Annotated in this window: 24 protein-coding genes; 19 read left to right on the forward strand and 5 right to left on the reverse strand. The window is 43.7% G+C overall.

Annotation, left to right across the window (positions count from 1 at the left end; all coding sequences use genetic code 11):
- Window positions 1-9: 9 nt before the first annotated feature.
- The 5 genes from AB6E52_RS05910 to AB6E52_RS05930 all read left to right on the forward strand — a co-directional run bounded on the left by AB6E52_RS05910 (window position 10) and on the right by AB6E52_RS05930 (window position 4,031).
- Window positions 10-1,107, forward strand: a complete 1,098-nt coding sequence (locus tag AB6E52_RS05910) for a ketoacyl-ACP synthase III (RefSeq protein ID WP_017060124.1) — start codon at window positions 10-12, stop codon at window positions 1,105-1,107.
- Between the two features lie 22 nt (window positions 1,108-1,129).
- A complete protein-coding gene (locus tag AB6E52_RS05915; protein WP_102320829.1) occupies window positions 1,130-1,594 on the forward strand; it encodes a GNAT family N-acetyltransferase in 465 nt (154 codons plus the stop codon).
- Between the two features lie 109 nt (window positions 1,595-1,703).
- Window positions 1,704-2,936, forward strand: a complete 1,233-nt coding sequence (locus tag AB6E52_RS05920; RefSeq protein WP_102320793.1) for a glycosyltransferase — start codon at window positions 1,704-1,706, stop codon at window positions 2,934-2,936.
- 202 nt (window positions 2,937-3,138) lie between these two features.
- A complete protein-coding gene (locus tag AB6E52_RS05925) occupies window positions 3,139-3,600 on the forward strand; it encodes a YeeE/YedE family protein (protein WP_010429747.1) in 462 nt (153 codons plus the stop codon).
- Complete coding sequence (locus AB6E52_RS05930) at window positions 3,600-4,031, forward strand: YeeE/YedE family protein (RefSeq protein WP_016787649.1); 432 nt, start codon at window positions 3,600-3,602, stop codon at window positions 4,029-4,031. Before AB6E52_RS05925 ends, AB6E52_RS05930 begins: the two co-directional genes overlap by 1 nt.
- Window positions 4,032-4,194: 163 nt before the next feature.
- Here the strand turns inward: AB6E52_RS05930 and AB6E52_RS05935 are convergent, their stop codons facing one another.
- Window positions 4,195-5,070 carry an endonuclease/exonuclease/phosphatase family protein gene (locus AB6E52_RS05935; protein ID WP_017064569.1) on the reverse strand — a complete coding sequence of 292 codons (876 nt, stop codon included), beginning with the start codon at window positions 5,068-5,070 and terminating at the stop codon, window positions 4,195-4,197.
- A gap of 303 nt (window positions 5,071-5,373) precedes the next feature.
- On the opposite strand from AB6E52_RS05935, the gene nrdD reads away from it, so the two are divergent.
- The 5 genes from nrdD (at window position 5,374) to AB6E52_RS05960 (ending at window position 12,196) form a co-directional block, all read left to right on the forward strand.
- Window positions 5,374-7,494 (forward strand): anaerobic ribonucleoside-triphosphate reductase, encoded by a 2,121-nt coding sequence (gene nrdD / locus AB6E52_RS05940; protein WP_102320794.1) that lies wholly within the window; start codon window positions 5,374-5,376, stop codon window positions 7,492-7,494.
- 155 nt (window positions 7,495-7,649) lie between these two features.
- The gene (gene nrdG, locus AB6E52_RS05945; RefSeq protein WP_017064571.1) at window positions 7,650-8,117 is read left to right on the forward strand and encodes an anaerobic ribonucleoside-triphosphate reductase-activating protein; all 468 of its coding nucleotides are present in this window, start codon (window positions 7,650-7,652) and stop codon (window positions 8,115-8,117) included.
- A gap of 265 nt (window positions 8,118-8,382) precedes the next feature.
- A complete protein-coding gene (locus tag AB6E52_RS05950) occupies window positions 8,383-9,567 on the forward strand; it encodes an amino acid aminotransferase (RefSeq protein ID WP_017064572.1) in 1,185 nt (394 codons plus the stop codon).
- 11 nt (window positions 9,568-9,578) lie between these two features.
- Window positions 9,579-10,265 (forward strand): ATP-dependent zinc protease, encoded by a 687-nt coding sequence (locus AB6E52_RS05955; RefSeq protein ID WP_017069095.1) that lies wholly within the window; start codon window positions 9,579-9,581, stop codon window positions 10,263-10,265.
- 323 nt (window positions 10,266-10,588) lie between these two features.
- The gene (locus AB6E52_RS05960) at window positions 10,589-12,196 is read left to right on the forward strand and encodes an ABC-F family ATPase (RefSeq protein WP_102320795.1); all 1,608 of its coding nucleotides are present in this window, start codon (window positions 10,589-10,591) and stop codon (window positions 12,194-12,196) included.
- A gap of 137 nt (window positions 12,197-12,333) precedes the next feature.
- On the opposite strand, the gene AB6E52_RS05965 is transcribed toward AB6E52_RS05960, so the two are convergent.
- Both AB6E52_RS05965 and AB6E52_RS05970 read right to left on the reverse strand, forming a co-directional pair.
- A complete protein-coding gene (locus AB6E52_RS05965) occupies window positions 12,334-12,858 on the reverse strand; it encodes a hypothetical protein (protein WP_017060115.1) in 525 nt (174 codons plus the stop codon).
- Between the two features lie 98 nt (window positions 12,859-12,956).
- Window positions 12,957-13,334, reverse strand: a complete 378-nt coding sequence (locus tag AB6E52_RS05970) for a YgiW/YdeI family stress tolerance OB fold protein (RefSeq protein ID WP_048608277.1) — start codon at window positions 13,332-13,334, stop codon at window positions 12,957-12,959.
- 286 nt (window positions 13,335-13,620) lie between these two features.
- Here AB6E52_RS05970 and AB6E52_RS05975 point away from each other — a divergent pair, with 286 nt between their 5' ends.
- The 4 genes from AB6E52_RS05975 to modC are packed head-to-tail and all read left to right on the forward strand — an operon-like array spanning window position 13,621 to window position 17,704.
- Complete coding sequence (locus AB6E52_RS05975; RefSeq protein ID WP_017069093.1) at window positions 13,621-15,087, forward strand: cobyric acid synthase; 1,467 nt, start codon at window positions 13,621-13,623, stop codon at window positions 15,085-15,087.
- Window positions 15,088-15,143: 56 nt separating this feature from the next.
- Window positions 15,144-15,902, forward strand: a complete 759-nt coding sequence (gene modA, locus AB6E52_RS05980; protein ID WP_102320796.1) for a molybdate ABC transporter substrate-binding protein — start codon at window positions 15,144-15,146, stop codon at window positions 15,900-15,902.
- Entirely contained in the window at window positions 15,903-16,601 is a 699-nt protein-coding gene (modB, locus tag AB6E52_RS05985) for a molybdate ABC transporter permease subunit (protein WP_019822703.1), read from the forward strand.
- Window positions 16,598-17,704 (forward strand): molybdenum ABC transporter ATP-binding protein ModC, encoded by a 1,107-nt coding sequence (gene modC / locus AB6E52_RS05990; protein WP_048613560.1) that lies wholly within the window; start codon window positions 16,598-16,600, stop codon window positions 17,702-17,704. Before modB ends, modC begins: the two co-directional genes overlap by 4 nt.
- A gap of 311 nt (window positions 17,705-18,015) precedes the next feature.
- Here modC and AB6E52_RS05995 read toward each other — a convergent pair whose 3' ends face one another.
- Window positions 18,016-18,453, reverse strand: coding sequence for a DUF3069 domain-containing protein (locus AB6E52_RS05995; protein ID WP_102320797.1), 438 nt, complete (start codon window positions 18,451-18,453; stop codon window positions 18,016-18,018).
- 131 nt (window positions 18,454-18,584) lie between these two features.
- Here AB6E52_RS05995 and AB6E52_RS06000 point away from each other — a divergent pair, with 131 nt between their 5' ends.
- Complete coding sequence (locus tag AB6E52_RS06000; RefSeq protein WP_198594325.1) at window positions 18,585-19,556, forward strand: diguanylate cyclase; 972 nt, start codon at window positions 18,585-18,587, stop codon at window positions 19,554-19,556.
- 78 nt (window positions 19,557-19,634) lie between these two features.
- Window positions 19,635-20,645, forward strand: a complete 1,011-nt coding sequence (locus tag AB6E52_RS06005) for a Solitary outer membrane autotransporter beta-barrel domain (protein ID WP_102320799.1) — start codon at window positions 19,635-19,637, stop codon at window positions 20,643-20,645.
- 144 nt (window positions 20,646-20,789) lie between these two features.
- On the opposite strand, the gene AB6E52_RS06010 is transcribed toward AB6E52_RS06005, so the two are convergent.
- A complete protein-coding gene (locus AB6E52_RS06010) occupies window positions 20,790-22,031 on the reverse strand; it encodes a GGDEF domain-containing protein (RefSeq protein ID WP_032545705.1) in 1,242 nt (413 codons plus the stop codon).
- Between the two features lie 476 nt (window positions 22,032-22,507).
- On the opposite strand from AB6E52_RS06010, the gene AB6E52_RS06015 reads away from it, so the two are divergent.
- The 3 genes from AB6E52_RS06015 to pntA all read left to right on the forward strand — a co-directional run bounded on the left by AB6E52_RS06015 (window position 22,508) and on the right by pntA (window position 25,046).
- Window positions 22,508-22,876, forward strand: a complete 369-nt coding sequence (locus AB6E52_RS06015; RefSeq protein ID WP_017060104.1) for a late competence development ComFB family protein — start codon at window positions 22,508-22,510, stop codon at window positions 22,874-22,876.
- Between the two features lie 40 nt (window positions 22,877-22,916).
- On the forward strand, window positions 22,917-23,198 hold the full coding sequence (locus tag AB6E52_RS06020) for an HlyU family transcriptional regulator (protein WP_004731023.1): 282 nt from the start codon (window positions 22,917-22,919) through the stop codon (window positions 23,196-23,198).
- A 300-nt stretch (window positions 23,199-23,498) separates the two neighbouring features.
- A complete protein-coding gene (pntA, locus tag AB6E52_RS06025) occupies window positions 23,499-25,046 on the forward strand; it encodes a Re/Si-specific NAD(P)(+) transhydrogenase subunit alpha (protein ID WP_102320800.1) in 1,548 nt (515 codons plus the stop codon).
- The last annotated feature ends 2 nt before the right edge of the window (window positions 25,047-25,048 follow it).

Below are 25,048 nucleotides of genomic sequence, written 5' to 3' on the forward strand. Positions count from 1 at the left end.
AGGTAAATGATGACAAAATTTTACGCTGAAATTACGGGCTGGGGAAAGTGTCTGCCACCAGCCGTGCTATCCAATGATGATTTAAGCACTTTCATTGATACGTCTGACGAGTGGATTCGTACTCGAACTGGTATCGAAAATCGTCGTATCAGTCATGTAAATACCTCTGAGCTAGCGACCGTTGCTGCTCAACATGCAATGGCGTGTGCTGGTTTAACAGCCGAAGATATCGATCTTGTGATCGTAGCGACGTGCAGTCCAGACTCTCTTATTCCAAATACCGCGTCTAAAGTTCAACAGAACTTAGGCATCAAGAGCGCAGCAGCTTTTGACCTTAATGCAGCGTGTACAGGCTTTATCTACGGTGTTGAAACAGCAACTCGATTGATTCAAGCGGGCAACTACCGCAATGCGATCGTTGTGGGTGCAGAGCGTCTTTCATTCTTCATCGACTGGACCAAGCGTGATACTGCGGTTCTATTCGGTGATGGCGCTGGCGCTGTGGTTTTATCGCGTACTGAAGAACAAGTGGGTTTACAAGAAGCTCAAATCGGTTGTGACGCAGAGGGCCGTGACATTCTAGCAGTACCAAAATTCGGTACGTCTATGGACCGCTTTGCTGCTGATAACGGTTACTGGGATTTTGATTTCGTTGGTAAAGAGATCTTCAAGCGTGCAGTGAAAGGAATGGGCGCTGCAGCACATACAGTATTGAGTCGCACTGGCATCTCAACTGAAAACATCGATGTTGTGATTCCGCACCAAGCGAACATCCGAATTATTCAAACTCTGTGTGATATGGCGGGCATTGAACGTGAGAAAGCGTTTGTGAACATTCAAAACTATGGCAACACGTCGGCTGCGACTGTGCCAATTGCATTGTGTGAATCGTTAGAGCAAGGCTTTGTTAAACCGAACTCAAACATCCTTGTGGCGGCATTCGGTGCCGGTTTAACTTGGGGGGCAGGCCATATTAAGTGGGGTAGCCGTGTTGATCCGTTAGGTCAATCGGACGCTAAGCTTCCAGAAGCAGATAGCTCGGCATTAGAACTTCTAGAGAGAGCCATTTTACACTGTAAAACGCGTCCTAATTCTGAGAATGAGTAGCAGCATGGCGCAAGTTCGTTTTATGACAGAAGCCGACCTCGATGGAGCGGCTTTAGTTCACCAAGCTACTTTTGTTCGACAGCAAAACTCAAAAAATTGGTTACAATGTAACTTAAATGCTGCGCCACGCTTTCTTAACTTTGTTGCTGAAAGCGATGGCGAGATTGTCGGCTACATTATTTGGGTTCAAAAGAGTGGGTTTAGGCCTGAAGCTGTTTTGGAGCTAGAACAACTTGCTGTGTTACCGAGTGCTCAGGGGCAAGGATTGGGCAAAAAGCTGATTCTAGACTCTTTGCCTCAAGTGAAGCAGAAGCTATCAGAGCAGGGCTCGACACTAAAACATGTATTAGTGACCACCAGAGCAGATAACTTTGCACAAAAGCTCTATCAGTCGACATTGGGCGCAGAAGTCGAAACCACGATTTCAAACCTTCACTCAGCCGATGAAGTGCTTATGATAGCTCGCAATGTAGGTGAGCGAATCTGATCGCTGAGTGATTAGAACTCATTATAATCAGCAATATAAGTCGACCACGATCGATAAACGTTTTATTAGGGGCTAAGTTAGTCCCTTTTGTTATTTCTTAGGAAGTGTTTTGAAGAAAGTTTTAGCAATTGGCTACGTTTGGCCAGAACCGAATTCATCGGCGGCTGGCAGCCATATGATGTCACTTTTACGACTGTTCAAGAGACAAGGTTGGCCCGTTGAGTTCGCAACGCCAGCTCAAGAAACCGAGCATATGATTGATCTTTCTGAAGAGGGCATTACAAGCCAATCTATTCAGCTAAATTGCGATAGCTTTGACCAGTACATCGAAGAGCTGCAACCTGATGTTGTCATGTTTGACCGGTTTATGATGGAAGAGCAATTCGGCTGGCGCGTCGAGAAGGTATGTCCCAATGCCTTTAAGCTACTGGATACTGAAGATTTACAATTCCTACGCAATGCTCGACATGAAGCTGTTAAGAAAGAGACAGAGTTAACGAAAGAGCACCTGTACAGTGACTTGGCGAAACGTGAAATCGCTGCAATCCTGCGCTGTGATCTTTCGTTGATCATCTCAAATTACGAGATGGAATTGCTCCAATCTGAGTTCAATATCGATCCAAAACTATTACATCACCTGCCGTTCATGGTTGATCTCAACACGTTGCCTGAAAGTACGAAAAGCTTTGAAGAACGTAAGCATTTCATGACGATAGGTAATTTTAGACATGCGCCTAACTGGGATGCAGTGCTTCAGTTACAGAAGATTTGGCCGAAGATTCGTAAGCAGTTGCCTGATAGTGAACTTCATATTTACGGATCTTATCCGCCGCCGAAAGCAACCGCTTTGCATAACCCTAAAACTGGCTTCCATATCAAAGGTTGGGCGAAAGACGCTCAAGAAGTGATGGAGCAGGCTCGTGTGTGTGTTGCACCTTTACGATTTGGCGCAGGCATTAAAGGCAAGTTACTTGATGCGATGAAGCTACAGACTCCGAATGTAACCAGCGAGATCGGCAGTGAAGGCATGCTACCGCAAGGTGAACTGCAATGGCCGGGCGCAGTGTCAGATGATATTGATGAGTTTGTTGAACAAGCTGTCGCTCTTTATAAAGATGAAAAGAAATGGCTTAAAGCTCAAAGCCAATGTCATTCAATTCTTGAAGCGCACTATGAACAGAATCAACTGGGCGACAAATTGATCGAGCGACTGACTGCGCTAGGTTCTGAGCTTGATGCGCATCGACTGGATAATTTCTTTGGTTCAATGCTTAAGCACCATAGTATGGCGAGCACTAAGTACATGTCGCAATGGATTGCTGAGAAGAACAAGGTCAAATAGCTGTTCTTTACCAAAGACAGAATAAATCTTAAGCCCTTAGGTTAACACCTAGGGGCTTTTTTCATGCAGGGCGCTTGTTAATTCCAGACTTACAAAACGACACATACTCGCAGTACATTAGCATTGACTAATTTATATTTATTAGTAAACTCTAATTTATAGGTTGTTATGAGTTTATGATGTTTGTGGATAGGAGAGGTTTGTGCTTAGTTTGATTCCTTGGGATGCTTTTTTCGGCGGCATGTTGTTAGGCGTGTCGGCCATTGTTTTAATGTTGGGGATTGGTCGAGTTGCTGGCATTAGTGGCATTGTCAGCCGATTATTGCCAACTGGCACCAGCAACAAAGAACGTAAAGATGCGGATACAGCAAACACCGAAAAACACTGGCGTATCGCCTTTGTTGTGGGAATGGTCGCAAGTGGTTGGCTATTAATTCCGACGGGCTACCAACTTCCGCAGTTAGAAGAGATGAATCTCGCTTTAGTGATTATTGCTGGTCTTCTGGTGGGCTTTGGTACTAAAACAGCGAACGGTTGTACTAGCGGGCATGGCATTGTCGGAATGGCGCGTTTATCTAAACGTTCTATTGTTGCGACCTGTGTATTTATGGGTGTGGCAATCGTAACCGTGTTTATCAAGAATCTGACTGGCTTGGGGGCATAATGAAAAACGCTTCATTTACTATCGTTATCGGTTTGGTCGCAGGTATTCTTTTTGGCTCTGGCATGATCATCTCAGGGATGGTTGATCCTGAGAAGGTACTCGGCTTCTTAGACATTACCGGTAACTGGGACATTAGTTTGGCATTCGTCATGGGTGGCGCGCTATTGGTCTTTGCACCGTTTTATCATCTGGTCATTAAAAAGCGCGCTAAAGCCATCAATGGCGAGCCGTTAGATAGCCGTAACAATCCGTTGATAGACAGAAAGCTGATTCTTGGATCTACAGCGTTTGGCTTAGGCTGGGGGATTGCAGGCTTTTGCCCAGGCCCTGCGGTAACCAGCCTAAGTGGCGGCAACCCGACGGTGTGGGTGTTTATGATAAGCATGCTGGTGGGAATGTGGCTGGCGGATCGTATGAACAAAACGTGTTAGTAGCAAGCTTATAGCTGATTACATTGGCTTTGACGTTATCCGTTCTGAGCTGACCAAGCATAGAGGTTGACTCGCTTTCAGCACGAAAGTCAGTCAGCCTCTTTCTATATTTACTGTTTCTATTATTTTCAGTTATCTACAATCTGCTGTTATCTAAAATCTACTATTTAATAGTCGTTGAAACTGGGCAGTGGTCACTGAGTTTGTAGTCCAGAACATCTTGTGTTTCAAATACCTTCTGCTTTGCAGGAGAAGCATTTAGCGACTCACTCACCACAATATGATCAATAACAGAGCGGAACTGATGTGTGCGATAATTGTTGCGGTTAGAGCGTACCTTACAATCTGCACGGGTCTTTCGTGTCGCTAACTGCGCATCAGTATATTGTGATAACTCTTTCCACATCCAATCTCGTGAGTAAGCGAGGTTATGGTTAAAGTCGCCAAGAATGGCGTAGTCTTCGTTATTGCGCTCTCTTTGCTTTATCCACTTGTTCAGTTGCTGAGCTTGCTCTTTTAAACGAGAGCAATCGCGGTTGGACTTATACGCTCCGCTACAACCTGCCTTTAAATGCACAGACAACATGTGAATGGGTTTAAAGTTTGTTTCTACAACGATATAGCTGGCAAACCTAAGTTTACTGTTGGATGTGGTTTCAAGCGGAAAGTCAGCGTAGTCGGTGAGGGCTACTCCTTTACGAACTGCAAATCCCGTGTATTGGTTCACTTCTTTAAATTGGCGGTTGCTGTTCTTAGATAGCGCCCGGTCAGACATCAATATCTTGTATTGATCACCAGCCACACGCTGAATGGCATTTACGTTATCGACTTCTTGAAACGCAACCACGTCTGCGTCTAAGGATTGAAAATAAGTTGCGAGTTTGTCGAAATCAGCTTGATCACGTTTGTCAGAAAACTTATTCACAGCCTCGTTGGTTGATAACCATTCGATATTCCAACTGGATATGGTCAAAGGTTCAGCAAATGTCTGGCTACTGAGTAAGCAGCCTAACATTATCCAGTTTTGAAGTCGTTTCATGCCAAATATCCCTAATTTTGTCTGCCAATATTGATGAGCCGTTATCCTACAACACTTACCAAAAATTCAACTCTTTTTAGGAGTTTTTTTATTGTTACATTGTTTCTTTTCGACTTGAGAACTAGCGTAATAATATTGAATTGATCTTAGTCAGCGTTCTCTTTTTATTGATCCAAATCAATACTCAAAGTTGGTGGTTCTCGTTAAATACGCCACAATATCTAGTGTTAGTTAAACGATAAATCGCTCTATATAGTGTGTTTGTGGATAAGTCTGTGAATACCTCAAGAGTAAGGAGAAGTGGTGAAATCAATCGTAATCAAGCGTGATGGCTCAAGAGCTCCATTCAGTAGAGATCGCATCCAAGCTGCAGTGGAAGCAGCATCAGACAAAGCCGATAAGGAAATTGCTATTTATGCACTGAATGTGGCATTAGCAGTTGAGTTGAAGCTCGAAGACTACGATGAAGTTCATATCTCTGAAATTCAAACCATGGTCGAGAACGAGCTAATGCAGGGACCATACAAGTCTCTGGCTCGTGCCTACATTGAATATCGTCATGACCGCGACATCGCCCGTGAGAAGCAAAGCGCTTTAACTCGTGAGATCGAAGGTTTGATCGAAGAAAGCAATGTTGATCTGATCAATGAGAATGCCAACAAAGACGGTAAAGTTATCCCAACTCAGCGTGATTTGCTGGCGGGTATCGTGGCTAAACACTATGCAAAAACTCACATTTTGCCGCGTGACATCGTACAAGCTCACGAGTGTGGTGACATTCATTACCACGATCTAGACTACGCACCGTTCTTCCCAATGTTTAACTGTATGCTTATCGATCTGAAAGGTATGTTAACGCATGGCTTCAAGATGGGTAACGCGGAAATCGACACACCTAAGTCTATTTCTACGGCGACAGCGGTAACCGCGCAGATCATCGCGCAAGTGGCGAGTCACATCTACGGCGGCACAACGATTAACCGCATCGATGAGGTTCTTGAACCTTACGTTATGGCGAGCTACGAGAAGCACTTATCGCTAGCGAAAGAGTGGGACATTCATAGCCCAGAAGCTTTTGCTATCTCTCGCACAGAGAAAGAGTGTTACGACGCGTTCCAATCTTTGGAATACGAAGTAAATACGCTACACACGGCTAACGGCCAAACTCCATTCGTTACGTTTGGTTTTGGTCTAGGCGAAAGCTGGGGCTCGAAACTTATCCAGCAATCTATCTTGAAAAACCGCATCGCAGGTTTGGGTAAGAACCGCAAAACAGCGGTATTCCCTAAACTGGTGTTTGCAATCAAAGATGGTTTGAACCACCAGAAGCAAGATCCAAACTACGACATTAAGCAATTGGCGCTTGAGTGTGCGTCTAAGCGTATGTACCCAGACATTCTTAACTACGACAAAGTAGTAGAAGTGACAGGGTCATTTAAAACTCCTATGGGTTGTCGTAGCTTCTTGAATACTTATGAAGAAAATGGTGAGTTGATTCACGAAGGCCGTAACAACTTAGGTGTTGTTAGCTTGAACTTGCCACGTATTGCGATTAACGCAAAACAAGATATGGCTAAGTTCTACGAACTGCTTGATGATAAACTCAAGCTGGCTCGTCGTGCATTAGAAACTCGTATTTCTCGTCTAGAAAACGTGAAAGCACGTGTTGCTCCAATCCTATACATGGAAGGTGCATGTGGCGTTCGCTTGAAAGCAGACGACTCTATTGCCGATATCTTCAAGAACGGCCGCGCGTCTGTTTCTCTTGGTTACATTGGTATCCACGAAGCGATGACAGCACTTTACGGTACTGACGTTCACCTGTACGACGATGGCGAAATGCGTGCTAAAGCGCTTGAGTTGGTGGAGTACATGAAGCGTGAAGTGGAATCTTGGACGAAAGAGACAGGTTACGCATTCAGCCTATACGGCACACCAAGTGAAAACCTATGTAGCCGTTTCTGCAGCATCGACACCAAAGAATTTGGTGTGATTGATGGTGTGACAGACCGTGGTTACTACACCAACAGCTTCCACTTAGATGTGCAGAAGACAGTGAACCCATACGACAAGATCGATTTCGAGATGCCTTATCCTGAAATTTCTAGCGGTGGTTTTATCTGTTACGGCGAATTCCCGAACATGCAGAAGAACATCGAAGCACTAGAAAACGTATGGGATTACAGCTACACACGTGTTCCTTACTACGGCACTAACACACCGATTGATGAGTGTTACGAATGTGGTTACAACGGTGAGTTCGACTGTACAAGTAAGGGCTTTACGTGTCCTAAATGTGGCAACCATGACTCAACCAAAGTATCGGTGACGCGCCGTGTTTGTGGTTACCTTGGTAGCCCAGATGCACGACCATTTAACTTCGGTAAGCAAGAAGAAGTTAAACGCCGCGTGAAGCATCTTTAGTAAGCTCTAAGATTATTAGCTAGCTTACTTAGAAGAGCTACGTTTCAAGAAATATGTTTGGTATCGGCGCTATGTCGATACCAATTCATTTGTTTCAACTCTCGCTACTTTTCGAGTTAAACCATTAAGCCATCACGAGTTTTCAATACTGCCTTATGAATTATCACCAATATCACCCAATCGACGTTGTAAATGGCCCTGGAACACGCTGCACTTTGTTTGTGTCGGGTTGTGTACACCAGTGTCGCGGGTGTTATAACCAATCAACGCAAAGGTTGGACTCCGGGCATTTGTTTACTCAAGAGCTGCAAGACCACATTATCGCTGATCTCAATGATCCACGAATCAAGCGTCGTGGCTTGTCGCTTTCAGGTGGCGATCCTCTTCATCCTGCAAATGTATCTGAAGTGCTTAAGCTTGTTCAGCGTGTAAAAGCAGAATGTGAAGGCAAAGACATCTGGATGTGGACGGGCTACGAGCTCGACGAACTCGACGAAAAGCAGAGGCAAGTACTTGAATATGTTGATACTTTGATTGATGGTCGTTTTGAGCAAGATAAAGCGGATCCAATGTTGGATTGGCGTGGTAGTTCAAACCAAATTATTCATCGGTTCCGACTCTAGTAGACTTTCGTTAGTTAACGTCAACCTACATTAGTGCAAATTAGTAGCCTCAGCTTCTCTGTTGAGGCTTTTTTATTTTATGACGTTCTAAATTTGTAAATTGATTGAATATTGAACTATATGGAATAGGGAATACTAGATTGCACCAGTCTCAACTAGAGTTATCTCCTAAAAATCAAAACTTTGATGAATTTCTGTTTCTTAAATTGTAAATAAAATGATAACTTGGAGGCCATTACTTGAATTTCAAAGGGTTGTGACTTTCATGTTTTCACATCTACCAAAACCAACTTTAGATCCAATTCTATCTCTTTCTGTTGCTTACCGCGGCGATACTCGTACTGATAAAGTCGATTTAGGCATTGGCGTTTACAAAAACGACCAAGGCGAAACTCCGATCATGAAAGCCGTTTCTAAGGCTCAAGATATCGTTGTTGAGACTCAGAAAACCAAAGCTTACGTTGGCCTAGCAGGCTGTGAAGAGTTCAACCAGAGCATGGTTGATCTGCTGCTTAAAGGGACTTCTGCAATGGATCGCGTTGCTGCGATTCAAACACCGGGTGCAAGTGGTGCACTTCGCATGTTGGGTGACTTAATGAAAGTTTCTCAACCAGACACCACGGTTTGGATTTCAAACCCAAGCTACGTTAACCACAAACCGGTGATGGAAGCGGCAGGCTTAAAAGTTCGATATTACAATTACTTCAGTCCTGAAACGAAGCAAGTTGATACTGCAAGAATGTTGGATGACCTTTCAAAAGCGGGTCCATCAGATGTGGTACTACTGCACGGTTGCTGTCATAACCCAACGGGTGCGGATATCGACTTTGAGGCGTGGCAGGAAATTACCAAACTATCGCAGAAAAATGGCTTCTTGCCGTTCGTTGATATTGCTTACCAAGGCTTTGGTGATGGCTTAGAAGAAGACGCAAAAGGTCTTCAACACATGGCTAACAACGTCGAAGAGATGTTGATTACGACATCTTGCTCGAAGAACTTCGGTTTATACCGTGAAAGAACGGGTGCCGCTATCGTGATTGGCAAAAACAGCGAACACGTTGGCAATGCTAAAGGTAAGCTTCTAACGCTTGCTCGTTCAACTTACACAATGCCGCCAGATCATGGTGCAGCTTTGGTTAAAACAATTCTTCAGAATCAAGAGCTAACCTCGATTTGGAAGCAAGAATTGAGTGAAATGCAGCAACGTTTGTTAAATCTGCGCCAAAGTTTATGTGATGAATTGCGAAATACTTATAACACGTCACAATTTGACTTCATTGAAAGCCATAAAGGCATGTTTAGTGTACTAGGCTTTAAAGAAACTCAAATGAATCAATTACGTGAAGAATATGGAGTCTATGGTGTTGGTGATGGACGCATCAATATCGCAGGCCTTTCCGAATCTCATATTCCTTATGTAGCAAAAGCGATAGCAAACGTTTCAAAATAGAAGGTGACTGAATGTATAATTGGAAAGCGATTGTAGTTTTAATGCTAAGTGGTGGCCTGTTTGCTTGTTCGGCTACAACTCAAGCTCCTGTTGAGCCAGAGCAAAAGCCTCAAATCGAACAACCTGTTGTGGATGACTCTTCAAAAACTGACGCAACAGAAGGCGAGAAAGTAACGGAACCTACTGAGAAGCCTGAAGAAGTAAAACCAACTGAGCCGGAAGTAAAACCTGCACCTGTTGAAAAACCAGTAGAGAAGGTTAGAAAAACAAGTGACGGCAAACTGATTCTTGGTGAAGAAGAGTGGGTGTTTGTTCCTGGTTTAAAAGAAGCGTTTAAAGCACGTGTCGATACCGGTGCAACAACCTCTTCAATCAGTGCAGTTGATATTGTTGATTTTGAACGTGACGGCAAAGACTGGGTTAAGTTCAAGATTGAACACGACGGAATTACAACTGAAGAGATCAGCTTACCAGTAGAACGCTGGGTTAAGATCAAGCAATCAAGCGCAGAAGGCACACAACGACGCGCTGTGGTTGTAGCTTCGATTCAAATTGGCGATCTAAAAGACAAAACTGAATTTACGCTAGCCGACCGAACGCATCTTTCTTTCCCACTTCTGTTGGGTAGAAGCTTCTTTAGAGATGTTGCGGTTGTCGACGTGAGCAAAAAATACGTTCAGAAGAAAATTACTAAATAACAAGTTCTGCTCGTCATCAAAGCTTTTCGTTTGAAGAGCTATAGTTTCAAAGGTGACGAGCTTAAAAGACTTTTAGTGTTGATAAATGAAATCCCTACCAGTTCTGCTGGTGGGGATTTTTTTATTTACACCCCATAACGTATGAAAAGCATCTAAATGGTCTATGTTTACTATTCGTTTACTGTTTAGCCTCGACAACGTGATCGAGATCTCTATATAATCCGCGCTTCGATTTTTGTTTAATCCATACTTTCGTACTTCTTATTTAGGTTCTTGAAATAGCCTAATAATTATCTGTCAGTACACGCTTAGGAATTAGTTCTTTGATATCTACCGCGAACATCACAATGCAATTTGGCGCAGAGCCGCTGTTTGAAAACATCTCTGCTAAATTTGGTAACGGCAACCGTTATGGTTTGATCGGCGCTAATGGTTGCGGCAAATCAACGTTCATGAAAATCCTAAGTGGCGCATTAACGCCAAGCTCGGGCAACGTTTCTATCACTCCAGGAGAAAAACTGGGTGTGCTAAGCCAAGATCAGTTCGCTTTCGAACAGTACAGCGTTATCGACGTTGTGATCATGGGCGACAGAAAACTTTGGGAAGTAAAACAAGAACGTGACCGCATTTACTCTTTGCCAGAAATGAGCGAAGACGACGGCATGAAAGTCGCAGAACTTGAAAGTGAATTCGCGGAAATGGATGGCTACACAGCAGAAAGCCGTGCTGGCGACATCCTAATTCAAGCAGGTATTGAAGAAGAGTTCCATTTCGGCTTGATGCAGCAAGTAGCTCCAGGTTGGAAACTGCGTGTGCTATTGGCACAAGCTCTGTTTGCAAACCCAGATATCCTGCTTCTTGATGAACCAACCAACAACTTGGACATTCACACGATCAACTGGCTTGCTGAAGAGCTAAACCAGCGTAAATGTACAATGATCATCATTTCGCACGATAGACACTTCCTGAACTCTGTGTGTACACACATGGCAGACATCGACTACGGTGAGCTACGTGTCTACCCTGGTAACTACGAGTACTTCCTAGAAGCATCTGGCTTGATTCGTGAACAGCTTTTAGCAAGCAACGCTAAGAAAGCGGCTGAAATCAGCGAGCTTCAAGATTTCGTAAACCGTTTTGGTGCTAACGCATCTAAAGCAAAACAAGCAAGCTCTCGTGCCAAGAAAATGGATAAGATCACGCTTGATGAAGTGAAATCATCGAGCCGTATGAGCCCATCTATTGATTTTGGCGAAGGTAAGAAACTACACCGTCAAGCGCTTGAACTTCAAGACCTTGGTCACGGCTTCGATGGCGAAACATTGTTTGCCGGTGGTAACTTGCTGCTTGAAGCGGGTACTCGTCTTGCGGTTATCGGTGAGAACGGTGTAGGTAAAACCACGCTGCTACGTTGCCTAGTTCAAGAGCTAGAGCAAAACGAAGGTATCGTAAAATGGTCTGAAAACGCATCTGTAGGCTACTGCCCACAAGATAGTACGTCTGACTTTGATAACGACCTGAGCATCTTCGATTGGATCTCACAATGGCGCACAGTGAAGCACGATGACCTTATGGTACGTGGCATTCTAGGTCGCCTATTGTTTACTGCTGACGATGCGAACAAAAAAGCGCGTAACTGTTCTGGTGGTGAGAAGAACCGTCTGTTATTCGGCAAGCTAATGATGCAAGACATCAACGTGCTTGTAATGGACGAACCAACCAACCACATGGACATGGAAGCAATCCAAGCCCTGAACGACGCGTTGAAGGTTTACACTGGCACGCTTATCTTCGTAAGCCATGACCGAGAGTTCGTTTCTTCATTAGCAACACACATCATCGATGTAAAAGATCAACAGCTAGTGAGCTTCCAAGGTACTTATGAAGAGTACTTAGGTCACCAGAAAAAGATGCTGATGGTTAGCTTATAAAGCAAGTCGCTGGCTCAGGTCGAGAACGACTAAAAGCCAGCGAAACTAACAAACAAAAAAGCCCCGAACATTAATATGTTCGGGGCTTTTCTATGTAATACGTTTAGCTATTTATTACTCAGTAATTGAAATCTAGATTAGAATCCGAATCGAGCCGACATTAAGATTTGGTGGCCATATGTGCCGTTATTGCGCATATCAAGACCAACAGACAGTTGATCAGTTGAATGGAAACGAGCACCGATACCCAAAATTGAACGAGTGTCATCGTTGTCGATCAGTTGACCAAGGCGTGCGTTAACTTCAACGTTTGCCATTAACCAAGCTCTCAAGCCAAGGTTAATTTCTGTTTTGATGTGGTTATCGTCATTCCGTTCAATGTTGTGCAGTAACATTTGGCCAGTAACGTCAGCAAATTGACTGATTGGGCCGTTGAATCCCATACCTACCGCTGCATCCCAATCACTTTCAAATTCTGAATCGATACGAGCAACAAAATGAGAGTTCTGAGTGAACATTGTTGTGACTTCACCACCGAAAGTACTTGGGCTAGTACCCATGCGCAGCTCGAATGTGTTGTAGTTAAAGTTGTTTGCAGACGCAGAGAATGAACACAGTGCAGCGAGTCCTAAAAGGACAGTCTTATTCGTGCAACCTAGCATGGTGACTCCATATAAATTGTATTTTGCGGCAGTATAATACAAAAAAGCCTGCAATATGCAGGCCAATTATTTGAAGTCGGTATTTTTATATTAATCGCTTATAGAACCTGGATGTGGTCCACTTCGATTTCAGGTGTCTTACCACCTTCATATTCACCGAAGATACGAACTTTTGTATCAGCGGTCAGTGGTTGTGCTAGGCGGATATCATCATCAAGTTCGATTTGAATTTCACTCTGGCCATCAGAGAAGACAAACGTGTCATTCTTAAGTTGACGAACGATCTTGCCATCCACAATTGCTTCTTGCTCTGCGAACATGCTTGTGTCGGCAAGTAGTGTCGCAACAGAAACGGTTTCAATTGGGCCAGTATAAGCAATAGCGCTTTCGTGCTTGTTGCTGTTGTGGTCACTAGCCATTGCGAAAGTAGGAGCAAGGATAATAGTAGATGCGATAGCTAATACAGTTTTTTTCATGGTGAATCCCTTAATGTTGTTTTTAGTAGAAACGTTTTTCTGAATTTGAAACGTTTCTTTTCGTTAGTACGTTTTTTGTTGAAGCGCCTGTTATCGTTCACAAGCTTCGTTTCGATGGAGCTATTAAACAACACTGGGGTTGAATCCAGAGTGAGTAACACATTCATTTTCCATTCATTTTATTGAGCATCTACTCGGCAATGACGTTAAGATGGTCGCAGAGAAATATTGCCCACAGCTATAAATTGAAAATTAAGAAATTAAGAAATTAAGGATTTAAGTACAAATGCGAGCACCATTAAGTGCCCTTATGGTTCAAGGGACAACGTCAGATGCCGGAAAAAGTGTTTTGGTGGCAGGTTTATGCCGTGTTTTGGCAAGGAAAGGAATCAAAGTGGCACCTTTTAAGCCACAAAACATGGCGTTGAACAGTGCTGTGACAAAAGATGGTGGCGAAATTGGTCGCGCTCAAGCGGTTCAGGCGCAAGCTTGCAATATAGAGCCAACCGTTCACATGAACCCTGTATTGTTAAAGCCTAATTCAGATACCGGCGCGCAAGTGATTCTGCAAGGCCGAGCGCTGAGCAACATGGAAGCGACGGGTTATCATGATTACAAGAAAGTGGCGATGGATACAGTTATCGACTCGTTTGACCGACTTTCTGAAGAATATGAAAGCGTGATGATTGAAGGTGCGGGGAGCCCAGCCGAAATCAATCTTCGTGAAAATGATATCGCTAACATGGGATTTGCTGAGAAAGCGGACATCCCTGTGATCATCGTTGCTGATATTGACCGTGGTGGCGTTTTTGCGCATCTCTACGGGACATTAGCTCTATTGTCTGAATCTGAACAAGCTCGTGTAAAAGGCTTTGTGATAAATCGTTTTAGAGGCGATATCGCACTGCTTCAATCTGGCCTAGATTGGCTAGAGGAAAAAACCGGCAAGCCTGTGATTGGTGTGTTGCCATATCTGCATGGTTTTAACTTAGAAGCGGAAGATGCCATTACCTCTGCTCAAGAGTCTTACGGAGAAGCTAAGCTTAAGGTGGCGGTGCCAGTGCTAACCCGAATCAGCAACCATACAGACTTTGACGCGTTAAGATTGAATCCTTCGATTGATTTACGTTATGTCGGTAAAGGCGAACGTGTAAACAATGCTGATTTAATTATCTTGCCGGGTACAAAGTCGGTAAGAGCAGATTTGGATTACCTAAAAGAACAAGGCTGGGATAAAGATATTCAACGCCACCTGCGCTTAGGCGGCAAAGTGATGGGTATCTGCGGTGGCTACCAAATGTTAGGTAACATCATCCACGATCCTGATGGCGTTGAAGGGGAACCCGGCAGCAGCGAAGGGTTAGGGTATCTGGATACTGAAACGACCCTTACACAGCAGAAAACCTTAACCAACGTACGCGGCACCATGACGCTGGATGGCAAAACAGCACAAGTAAAAGGGTATGAAATCCACGTAGGTAGGACTGATGTCAAAGAAACAGCCTTACCGGTTCAGTTAGAATCTGGCAGCCTAGATGGCGCTGTGAATCAAGATAACTCGATTTTTGGTACTTACTTGCATGGCGTATTCGACAACAGTGATGCGTTGTCGCTTATTTGCGAATGGGCAGGAGCCAACGATGTGACCGCGATTGACCACGAACAGCTTAAAGAGCTGGGTATTAATCGAATCGCTGATGCCATCGAAGAGTACTTAAATCTTGATCTGCTTTGGCCAGAGTTAACAGCTTAAGCCGCCATTTAGAAGTTAGCTAAAGAACTTAAACGAACAATAGATAAGTGATAACAATGAAAAAGCGAGTCTTCCTTTTAACCATGGCTTTAACTTCGGCATTGAGTTCTAGTCATCTTTTTGCTGCGGAAAAGCTACGAGTTTACGCTGCATCGTCGATGACCAATGCGGTTAATCTGTTGGTTGAAGAGTTTGAGAAAGACCATTCTGTCGATGTGATTCCTGTGTACGCGAGTACGTCGTCTTTGGTGCGACAAATCGAAAGAGGAGCACCAGCAGACATTTTTATCTCGGCAAATGAGAAATGGATGACGCATTTAGTCGATCGTAGATTGGTTTATAGTGACAATGTCACAAACCTATGTGAAAACGAACTGGTGCTGATTGCTCCTAAAGAGACATCGGTAACGTTAGACCTATCAAAAGGTGAACAATGGGCTAAACTGCTTACTAATGAAAGGCTTGCAGTGGGTAACACCATGTCGGTTCCTGCTGGTATCTATGCAAAAGAAGCGTTAGAAACGTTAGGTGTATGGGACGATGTGAAAACTCGATTGGCACCAAGTAACAATGTTCGTATGGCCTTAGCCTTAGTCGAGCGCAGTGAAGCTAAGCTTGGCATTGTCTACAAAACGGATGCGTTGCTTTCTAAAGAAGTAAACCTAGTGTCGACCTTCCCATCAGATCTGCACACACCAATACGTTACCCTGTAGCGAAGTTGAGCGATAAAATCGTTGCAGAAGAGTTCTATACTTTCCTAAAGAGCGAAAAAGCGAAAGACACCTTGAACAGTTTTGGATTTGAAGTGCGTTAAATGATGTATTTATCGGAATACGAATACCAAGCCTTAATGCTGAGCTTAAAAGTCGCTGGGTTTGCCATCTTGTGGCTTATCCCAATCGGCATTGGTTTAGCATGGTTACTTGCTAAGAAACAATTTGTAGGCAAAAGCATTGTAGAGAGCATTGTCCATTTACCTTTGGTACTTCCACCTGTGGTTATTGGCTATTTACTGCTAGTGATGATGGGCAGGCAAGGCATCATAGGTTCGTGGCTCAATGACGTGTTTGGTATTGTATTCAGCTTTAGTTGGAAGGGCGCGGCACTCGCTTGTGTGGTTGTGGCGTTGCCGCTGATGGTTCGCTCTATTAGATTGAGCCTAGAAACCGTAGACAGTAAGCTTGAAGAGGCGGCTGCCACATTAGGCGCTTCACCTCTTCGTGTGTTTTTCACGATCACTTTACCCTTGATGATCCCAGGGATCATTACCGGCACCATGCTTTCATTCGCAAGAAGCCTAGGGGAGTTTGGCGCGACCATCAGCTTCGTTTCAAATATTCCCGGTGAAACACAAACCATTCCTTTGGCTATGTATACCTTTATTGAAACCCCTGGTGCGGAAATGGAAGCGGCGCGTTTGTGTGTTATTTCTATTGTGATAGCGCTGGGTTCATTGATGCTATCCGAGTGGCTCAACAAAAAGTCGGCGCAACGCTTAGGAGGCAATGCATGAGTGCTTTGATCCTCCAATATCAGCAACAACTTGGCGAAACCTTCTTTGATATCGACTTGGAATTACCAAGTAGTGGCATTACGGCAATTTTTGGTCGTTCTGGCGCGGGTAAAACCTCACTTATCAATGCGATCAGTGGCCTTAAACAGCCCGATAAAGGTTTGATCAGCGTATCTGGCACGACACTGTTCGATAGTGAAAATGGCATTAATTTGCCGACTCACAAACGCAACGTCGGTTATGTGTTCCAAGAGTCGCGATTGTTTCCACACATGAAGGTGGCAGCGAACCTTAAATACGGAATGAAAAGCGTCGATAAAGCACACTTTGAGCAAATTGTCTCATTGTTGTCCTTGGGTTCATTGCTTGATCGCTATCCAGCTCGTTTGTCTGGCGGTGAGAAGCAGCGTGTGGCGATTGGCCGTGCATTGTTGTCAAAGCCGAGCATTCTGTTGATGGATGAGCCTTTAGCGTCTCTCGACTTGCCTCGTAAGCGCGAAGTGATGCCATTTCTGGAAAACTTATCCGAAACCGTCCAGATACCGATCATTTATGTCACTCATAGCCTCAATGAAATTTTACGCTTGGCAAATCACCTTGTGATTATTGACCAAGGTAAAGTGATTTCATCGGGCGTGACGGAAGAAGTTTGGGCATCGAGAGCTATGCAACCTTGGCAATCTTTCTCAGAGCAAAGCTCGTTGTTTGAAGCGACATTAGCGGAACACAATGACGATTATGCGTTGTCTCGCTTGATGTTAGGAAAGTCGACGTCATTGTGGGTTCAGAAAGTGTCGAGTGAGCTGGGTACGACAGTGAGGCTACAAGTTAGGGCAAATGACGTCTCTATCACGCTAGAACAGCCGAAAGGAACTTCGATACGTAACATCCTTCCTGTCACCATTAAAAGCGTAGAGACGCACCAACAGGGCACAAATAAGCAGAGTGTCGCTGTCGAGCTAGAGTTAGAGTCTGGATGCTACCTATGGGCAACCATTACATTGTGGGCGCTGGATGAGTTGAATCTAGAAATCGGGCAGCGTGTTTACGCTCAAATTAAAGGTGTGAGTGTTGCTCAAAGAGATATCGCGGTAACGCATTAAACCTGACAAGGTCAGTTTTTCGATATTGCCGCGATACTGCCTGTTATAGGTTCTGAAAATTCGGTCTTGATTCCATGAATGGATACATGCGTCATTTTTATACGGTATAACTGCCAGTTTTGCGCCACACTATATGAGTGTTAAAGCATATGATTTGTCGAATCATATGAACATTAGCAACAAGAACATACAGACGTAACGATCGACGAACAGAAAATAGCGGATATAAAAAAGCCGCGTGTTTAAAGAAACATGCGGCTTAATTCTAAGTAGTACTGTTAGCGCTTAGCCTAGTTTAGGCGACTAGCGACTTACTTAGTAAAAACTTCTTTGAAATCACGCTTCAAGATTGCATCACGACGAGCTTTCTTGATTTGTTTAACCATGTCTTTTACACAGTTGTGTAGAACTTGGTCTAGCAGTTGAGCACGGTACTCTTCTTTTTCTTCGTCAGACATGTCTTCTGGAAGTTTAAGAGTAGGGAACTCTTCCATCACGTTAACACCAGCGAAAGCTTGGCTAACTGAGATTAGAGCGTGGAACTGCTCGAAGTTGTCTAAAACATTTTGTGCGCTTGCTGGAAGGCTGTCCCAAGCTTCGCGTACTGCTTCTTCAGACACTTCGTGAATAGAAGTAACCATAAAGTGCATCTCTTTTGGCACGCCATCAAATTCAATAACTTGACGAAGTTCTGGTGAGATGGTGGTTAAATCGACTTCTTGTTGTTCGTTGTTTGTAGCGTCTGACATAGTATTTCTCTTTAAAAAGAAACAATGCTAAAAAGATCTGTAAAAAAGTCAATATAATATAGAGATTAGGGCATGATTTAAGCCTAAATTTGAGCTACTTTGAATATTCAACACTAGATAAAGGTGATGTGATGATAGAAAAGGGATCTTCGATGCGCATATTGCTGGTTGATGACGTTCAACTAGATAGGATGCAACTTGCTATCCGACTCAAGCAACTGGGTCATATTGTAGAAGCTGTCGGTAGCGGAAAAGAAGCCCTGAGTGTTTATTCTGATTTTGATCCTGAACTCGTGTTACTTGATATCAGCATGCCTGAGATGGATGGTTTCGAAGTGGCTAATGAGGTTCGAAGCCGATTCCCAGAATGGGTTCCCATCATCTTTCTTAGTGGTCACGAAGAGCCTGAGATGATCGCAAAAGCGATTGACGCTGGTGGCGACGATTACCTGATCAAACCGGTAAACAAGGTCGTTTTAAATTCTAAGTTGATTGCGATGCAACGTATCGCACACATGAGACGAGAGCTAAAACAAAGCACAGCCAAACTCGAAGAACTGAACATCCTTCTGCAGCAACAAGCCAACGAAGATGGCCTGACCAAATTGTATAACCGTCGATATATGGATACTAAGCTTGAAGAGAGCATAGCGTGGCACGGAAGACGTAATATATCCATGACAGTCATACTTCTAGATGTAGACTTCTTTAAGCCTTACAACGATAATTATGGTCATATTCAAGGGGATAAGTGCTTACAAGGGCTTGCTAATACCTTGAAACAGCTGTTTGTGCGTGCGGGAGAATTTGTCGGTCGTTATGGCGGTGAAGAGTTTGTTCTGATTCTTAGCGATACAGACAGTGAAGGCGCTAAGGTACACGCGACTCGAGTTAAAGAGGCATTGCATGAGATGAACTACGCTCATGAACACTCAACGGTATCGGATAGAGTGACAGCGTCACAAGGTGTGTTGTCATTTGTGCCAGAAGGTGGCGAATCTATTGCGTCTATTTACGAAAAGGTCGATCAAGCGCTTTATCAAGCGAAGCAAAGTGGTAGAAATACATTTGTACAACGCAACATTTTGGAGCTTGCTCGTTAGTTGGCGAGCTCTTTTAGATATTTGAATTTATACTTCTAATAGCGTTTGAGCTAGGAAGTGCTTTAAGTGATAAAAGAAATGCCATATTCGAAGTCATTTTCTATGACTAACACATCTTGGACGCTTGCGGTTCCTCTATTTTTTACCGCTTTGGCGACCACTGTTAATGCCAATTCGCTATCTGATCTTTTCCGAAAGGATCTAGAGCAGAGCTTTGCCACCAGTGTATTGCTCAACGACACCGATGTTTTCACTTTTGGCATCAACAACTTTGATCCCAATAAAGTATTTAGTTTGGACAATGAAGACATCGGTTCGAATGATTCGGTAAGTCGTCGCCAAAACATCACCTCCCTGAGTTTGCCTTACACATTTGAATTACCAAGTTACATCGAAGACAACCACCAAGAGGTGACGCTACGCTTGTCTGCATTGCGAATCGAGAACGATGTCGAGTACGCGGCAGCAAACAAAAATGATTTTCAAAAAGAGTCGGTAGTGTCTGGCTACGTCGAATTCGCGAATGTGTCCCAGTTAGACGAATATTGGAGCTTCAGCTCTGCAATCGGTAACCACATCTCTTACTACCGCAATGATTATGAATATCGCGCTTCGTTGCTAAAGCCTATTCAAGACCAACTGGATGGCGTATATCTCAATACTGATGCTTGGGCTTACATCATCGAGCCTAAAATCAAGCTGATGTACGAAGATAAGAATGACTGGGGAAAGTACAAATTGAGCACCAGTTGGCATTACTTTAATGGCATCGGCTGGGGCGAGGCGAACAATGGCAATGTCGGCCACCCAGAAGGGTGGTATATTGCCAATGAAGCCAAGGTTTTCTATGATCTCGTACGTTGGGATAAGAACATCACATCGATGTACTCGAGTATAAGACGAATTGATATTGGTGGTGACACTGTGGCCTCTATGGGCACCACATCTTACTACGAGGGCAGTGTTGGCTGGTTGCTTAACCCAAACCTGTTTAATGAGTGGGTCGATAATGTGGGAATAGGTTTTACGATTAACTACGGAAGTAGTTTAAAAGGTGGCAGCTTGGTTATCTTCTTCAACCAAGATTAAGCTCTCTTTTTCCAGTTGAGCTATACGGCCTCAAATCAATGAGGCTTGTTGTACTTGAAAGAGATATTTATTGGAGCAGAGTGCTATTAACGTCTTAAGCTATTTAGATCTCTAGCACTCAATATCTTTCGCTATCAACCATTGTTAACGGTCAATACATAGTTTGTTTCGACCGGTTTCTTTCGCTTTATACAGCGCTTGGTCAGCAAGCTTCAACACCTCTTCAGGATGTCTGGTGGTTGTGCTATCGGAAAGTCCAATACTCACCGTCACATTCACCACTTCCGATGGTTTACCGTTCTTGCCACGCTTTTTCATACCCACTTCATGATCGTCGGGGCGCTCATGGCTATTCCGAATCGTCATGTCGTAGTTTTGAACTTCGGAAATCAGAGCTTGAAGGTGCTCTTTAACTTGTTCCGAATGTTTGCCTTTGAAGATAATCGTGAACTCTTCTCCACCATAGCGATAAGCTTTAGCGCCGCCTGTGGTTTCCCTCAGAATGCGCGCCACCAGTTTTAACACATCGTCGCCAATGTCATGTCCGTAGGTATCGTTAAATTGCTTAAAGTGATCGATATCGACCATCGCCATCGAATACTTACGCCCCAAGTGCTTCATATCGACTTCTAAGGCGTGTCGACCGGGAATGTTAGTCAGTTGGTCGTTAAAGGCCATATCATGACTAGCAGACATCACATAGACGATGATCAACGTGCCTGATAACGAGAACATGGTGCTGGAGATGTACTGAACGTCGAAGAAGATGAACGTACAAGAAGAAAGCAGGATAGCGCTATAAACCACAACATCGATAGAGCGGTTATACACCAACACGAGAATGGCAGTAAGGCCAAGCAAACAAAGGCTATATAACACTAAAACAAAAGGCAGTTTGGAGAAGTCTCTGACAATAAACAGAAGACCATCACTCCATGATTCAAAACCGCCGGCATGGAAGTGAGAGACGATCAATTGTGCCCACACCATAAACAGAACAAGAACGATGGCGTAGAGCAGCATCGACTTTGAGTTTACGCCGTTATCAGGGAAGGCATAAACAAGTAAGCAAGTGACAGGTACTAATGCCGCAAGTAACGAGAGCTCTAATAGCGTTGTGCCAGTATTGAGAGGCGTTTGTAAGCGAACTTGGATGATCAGATAAGCGACAAGCATGGTCACCGATACCATCGCCATTCGACCTTGTCTGAACGTATGGCATAGCAGAACCGCAACGCTCAATAAAATGTAAGGGAGGTTGCTAGCAAACCCTAAATTTGAGTCCGTCACGAGAATGACGTTGTCCATACCAACGAGCAAAATTGTTAACAGGACTAAAGGGAAGCAAAATCGAAACATGCTCGACGTTACAAAAGATGATGCCATTTATGTGGTGAGCCTAACTATATTGATGATCTTATTATTTAATACTATGCGTAGGATACGGTTAAACAAGCGATTGCCAAGCTTTTTGCCTAAATTAGAGCAAAAACATAGTCATAGGTCGCTATTGGTGCAATCATTTTTATATGTATTTTGAGTTGCTATTAACCTTAGAACGAACTACACAGTATATATGAGAAATTAATTAGTCGTTATAGATACTTAACAAAATCTGCTCTGCTGCTCTTACGTTGGCGCTGTCACTTAAAGGGCTTGATGATCAGTTATCATTGAGTGACCTTTTCATTAAGCGACGAAGATCTGTAATGAAGTCAGAGTAAGATTAAATAATGCCTAAGTTTCAACTATGGACAGTAAAACCTATAACTGAGTTATAGAAAGCTATTAGGAATTGCATGGTTTCAAGTGACTTTAGAAACGACTGCGACTAGAAAAACCGCTACAAATGGAGGTGTGGTATGCAAATTAGTGTTGATGTACATAACTATATGGAAACTCTGGTCGGTCATGTATTGGCTACCGAGGAATATGTGTCTAGTTATACCAACGAACAGTTGGCCGATCTCGCGTGCTTGGCTTTGGGCCAGCTAAAACCTATCTATATTCGTTTTGATATCGATTTTCTGTCAGCATTGCCAGAAGACAAATTGGTGCTCTATAAACGCAATAGTGAGATCGCGGTCAAAAATGCAGAAAGTATGATTATTGACGATCGAAGACGTGAACGTGACGACAATGTGCCTGTTATATTTAGTCAACACAATTTTGACGATGACGTAGAATTGCAATGGTATGAAAAGCCGTTGTTGAACCGTAAACAGTCATGATAGTTTAGGGTGAATACGGTCATTTAAGGAGTAAAAAAACGTGGGATTCTTTTCTAGATTATTTGGTGGCAAAGAAAAAACCGAACAAAAAGTAGAGATTGAGCCAGTCGAATATAAGGGTTTCAATATCTATCAAGATGCCATTGCAGAATCTGGTCAATACCGTGTTGCTGGGCGAATCGAGAAAGAATTCGATGGTGAAATCAAAACTCACCGTTTTATTCGTTCAGATGTTGTTTCAAACAAACAAGATGCCGATGAATTGATGCTCAAAAAATCGCAGATGTTCATCGACCAAATGGGCGACAATATATTTAGCTAACCAATTAGGGTTAGAATTGATGTTGGTCATAATTTAGAGAGCTTTCAGTGTATATGCTGAAAGCTCTTTTTAGTTTTATGGATAAAGAACAGCTAGTGAGTTGTTATTAAAAGGATTATTTGCAAGTGGTTTGACCTCTTGGTTCGAGACGGTCGTCATTTATCCGAATGAAGCGCTCAAATTCCGTCCAAATCGTTATAAGTAATAACTTTTCCTGTTCTTTGAACAAAACGCTTGAAGTATTAGTTGTCGTTAGATACAAACGAATAAGTCATTCGTGCCAATAGTCAAGGAATAGCTATGCAAATTGGTGTACCAAGAGAAACGCTCGCAGGTGAAACGCGAGTCGCTGCTTCGCCGAAATCGGTAGAACAGCTTCTAAAATTAGGATTTGAAGTTTGTGTTGAATCACAAGCAGGTGCGTTAGCAAGTTTTGAAGATGCAGCTTATGAACAAGCTGGAGCAAAAGTTGTCACCGCAGATGAAGCTTGGAAATCCGATATTATCTTTAAAGTTAACGCTCCGATCGTTGACGAGTCTAAAAATGAAATCGATCTTCTTAAAGATGGCGCAACATTGGTCAGCTTTATTTGGCCTGCTCAAAATCCAGAGTTAATGGAACAATTGTCCAGTCGTAACATCAACGTGATGGCGATGGATTCTGTACCACGAATTTCAAGAGCTCAGGCGTTAGATGCATTGAGTTCTATGGCAAACATCGCGGGTTATCGTGCTGTTGTTGAAGCGGCGCATGAGTTTGGTCGATTCTTCACGGGCCAGATTACGGCTGCGGGTAAAGTTCCACCAGCAAAAGTACTGGTTGCAGGTGCTGGTGTTGCTGGACTAGCGGCAATCGGCGCTGCGGGTAGCTTAGGTGCGATCGTTCGTTCATTCGATGTTCGTCCTGAAGTTAAAGAACAAGTTGAGTCGATGGGCGCTGAATTCTTGGAAGTGGATTTCAAGGAAGACACCAGTGCTGGTGACGGCTACGCAAAAGAGATGTCTGAAGCATTCAATAAGAAAGCGGAAGAGCTTTATGCAGCTCAAGCAAAAGACGTTGATATCATCATTACTACGGCGCTGATTCCAGGTCGCCCGGCTCCGAAGCTGATTACCAAAGAGATGGTAGACAGCATGAGTGCAGGTAGTGTGATTGTAGACCTTGCGGCGGCCAATGGCGGTAACTGTGAATACACGGTTGCGGATCAAGTCATTACAACGGCTAATGGCGTGAAGGTGGTTGGTTACACTGATATGGTTGGTCGACTGCCGACTCAATCATCTCAACTGTATGCAACGAACCTAGTTAACCTTTTGAAACTGCTTTGCAAAGAGAAAGATGGCAACATCAATATCGACTTTGAAGATGTTGTTCTGCGTGGTGTTACTGTCGTTAAAGAGGGCGAGGTCACTTGGCCAGCTCCACCAATTCAAGTTTCAGCTCAACCACAACAAACTAAGCCAAAAGCGGTCAAACCAGAGCCTAAAGTTGAAGAACCTGTTTCTCCGATTAAGAAAGCGGCGGGTATGGCGGTAGCTGTTGGTGCATTCGCTTGGGTAGCTTCGGTTGCTCCAGCTGCGTTCTTATCTCACTTTACCGTTTTTGTTCTCGCTTGTGTGGTGGGTTATTACGTAGTTTGGAATGTAAGCCATTCTCTGCATACGCCTTTGATGTCCGTGACTAACGCTATTTCAGGCATCATTGTAGTAGGTGCACTGTTACAGATCGGGCAAGGAAGTGGCGTCGTCACGTTCTTATCATTTATTGCCGTATTAATTGCAAGTATCAATATCTTTGGTGGCTTTACCGTGACCAAACGTATGCTTGAAATGTTCCGTAAAGACTAAGG

This window comes from Vibrio sp. 10N.247.311.13 (assembly GCF_041467595.1).
GTDB lineage: Bacteria > Pseudomonadota > Gammaproteobacteria > Enterobacterales > Vibrionaceae > Vibrio > Vibrio crassostreae_C.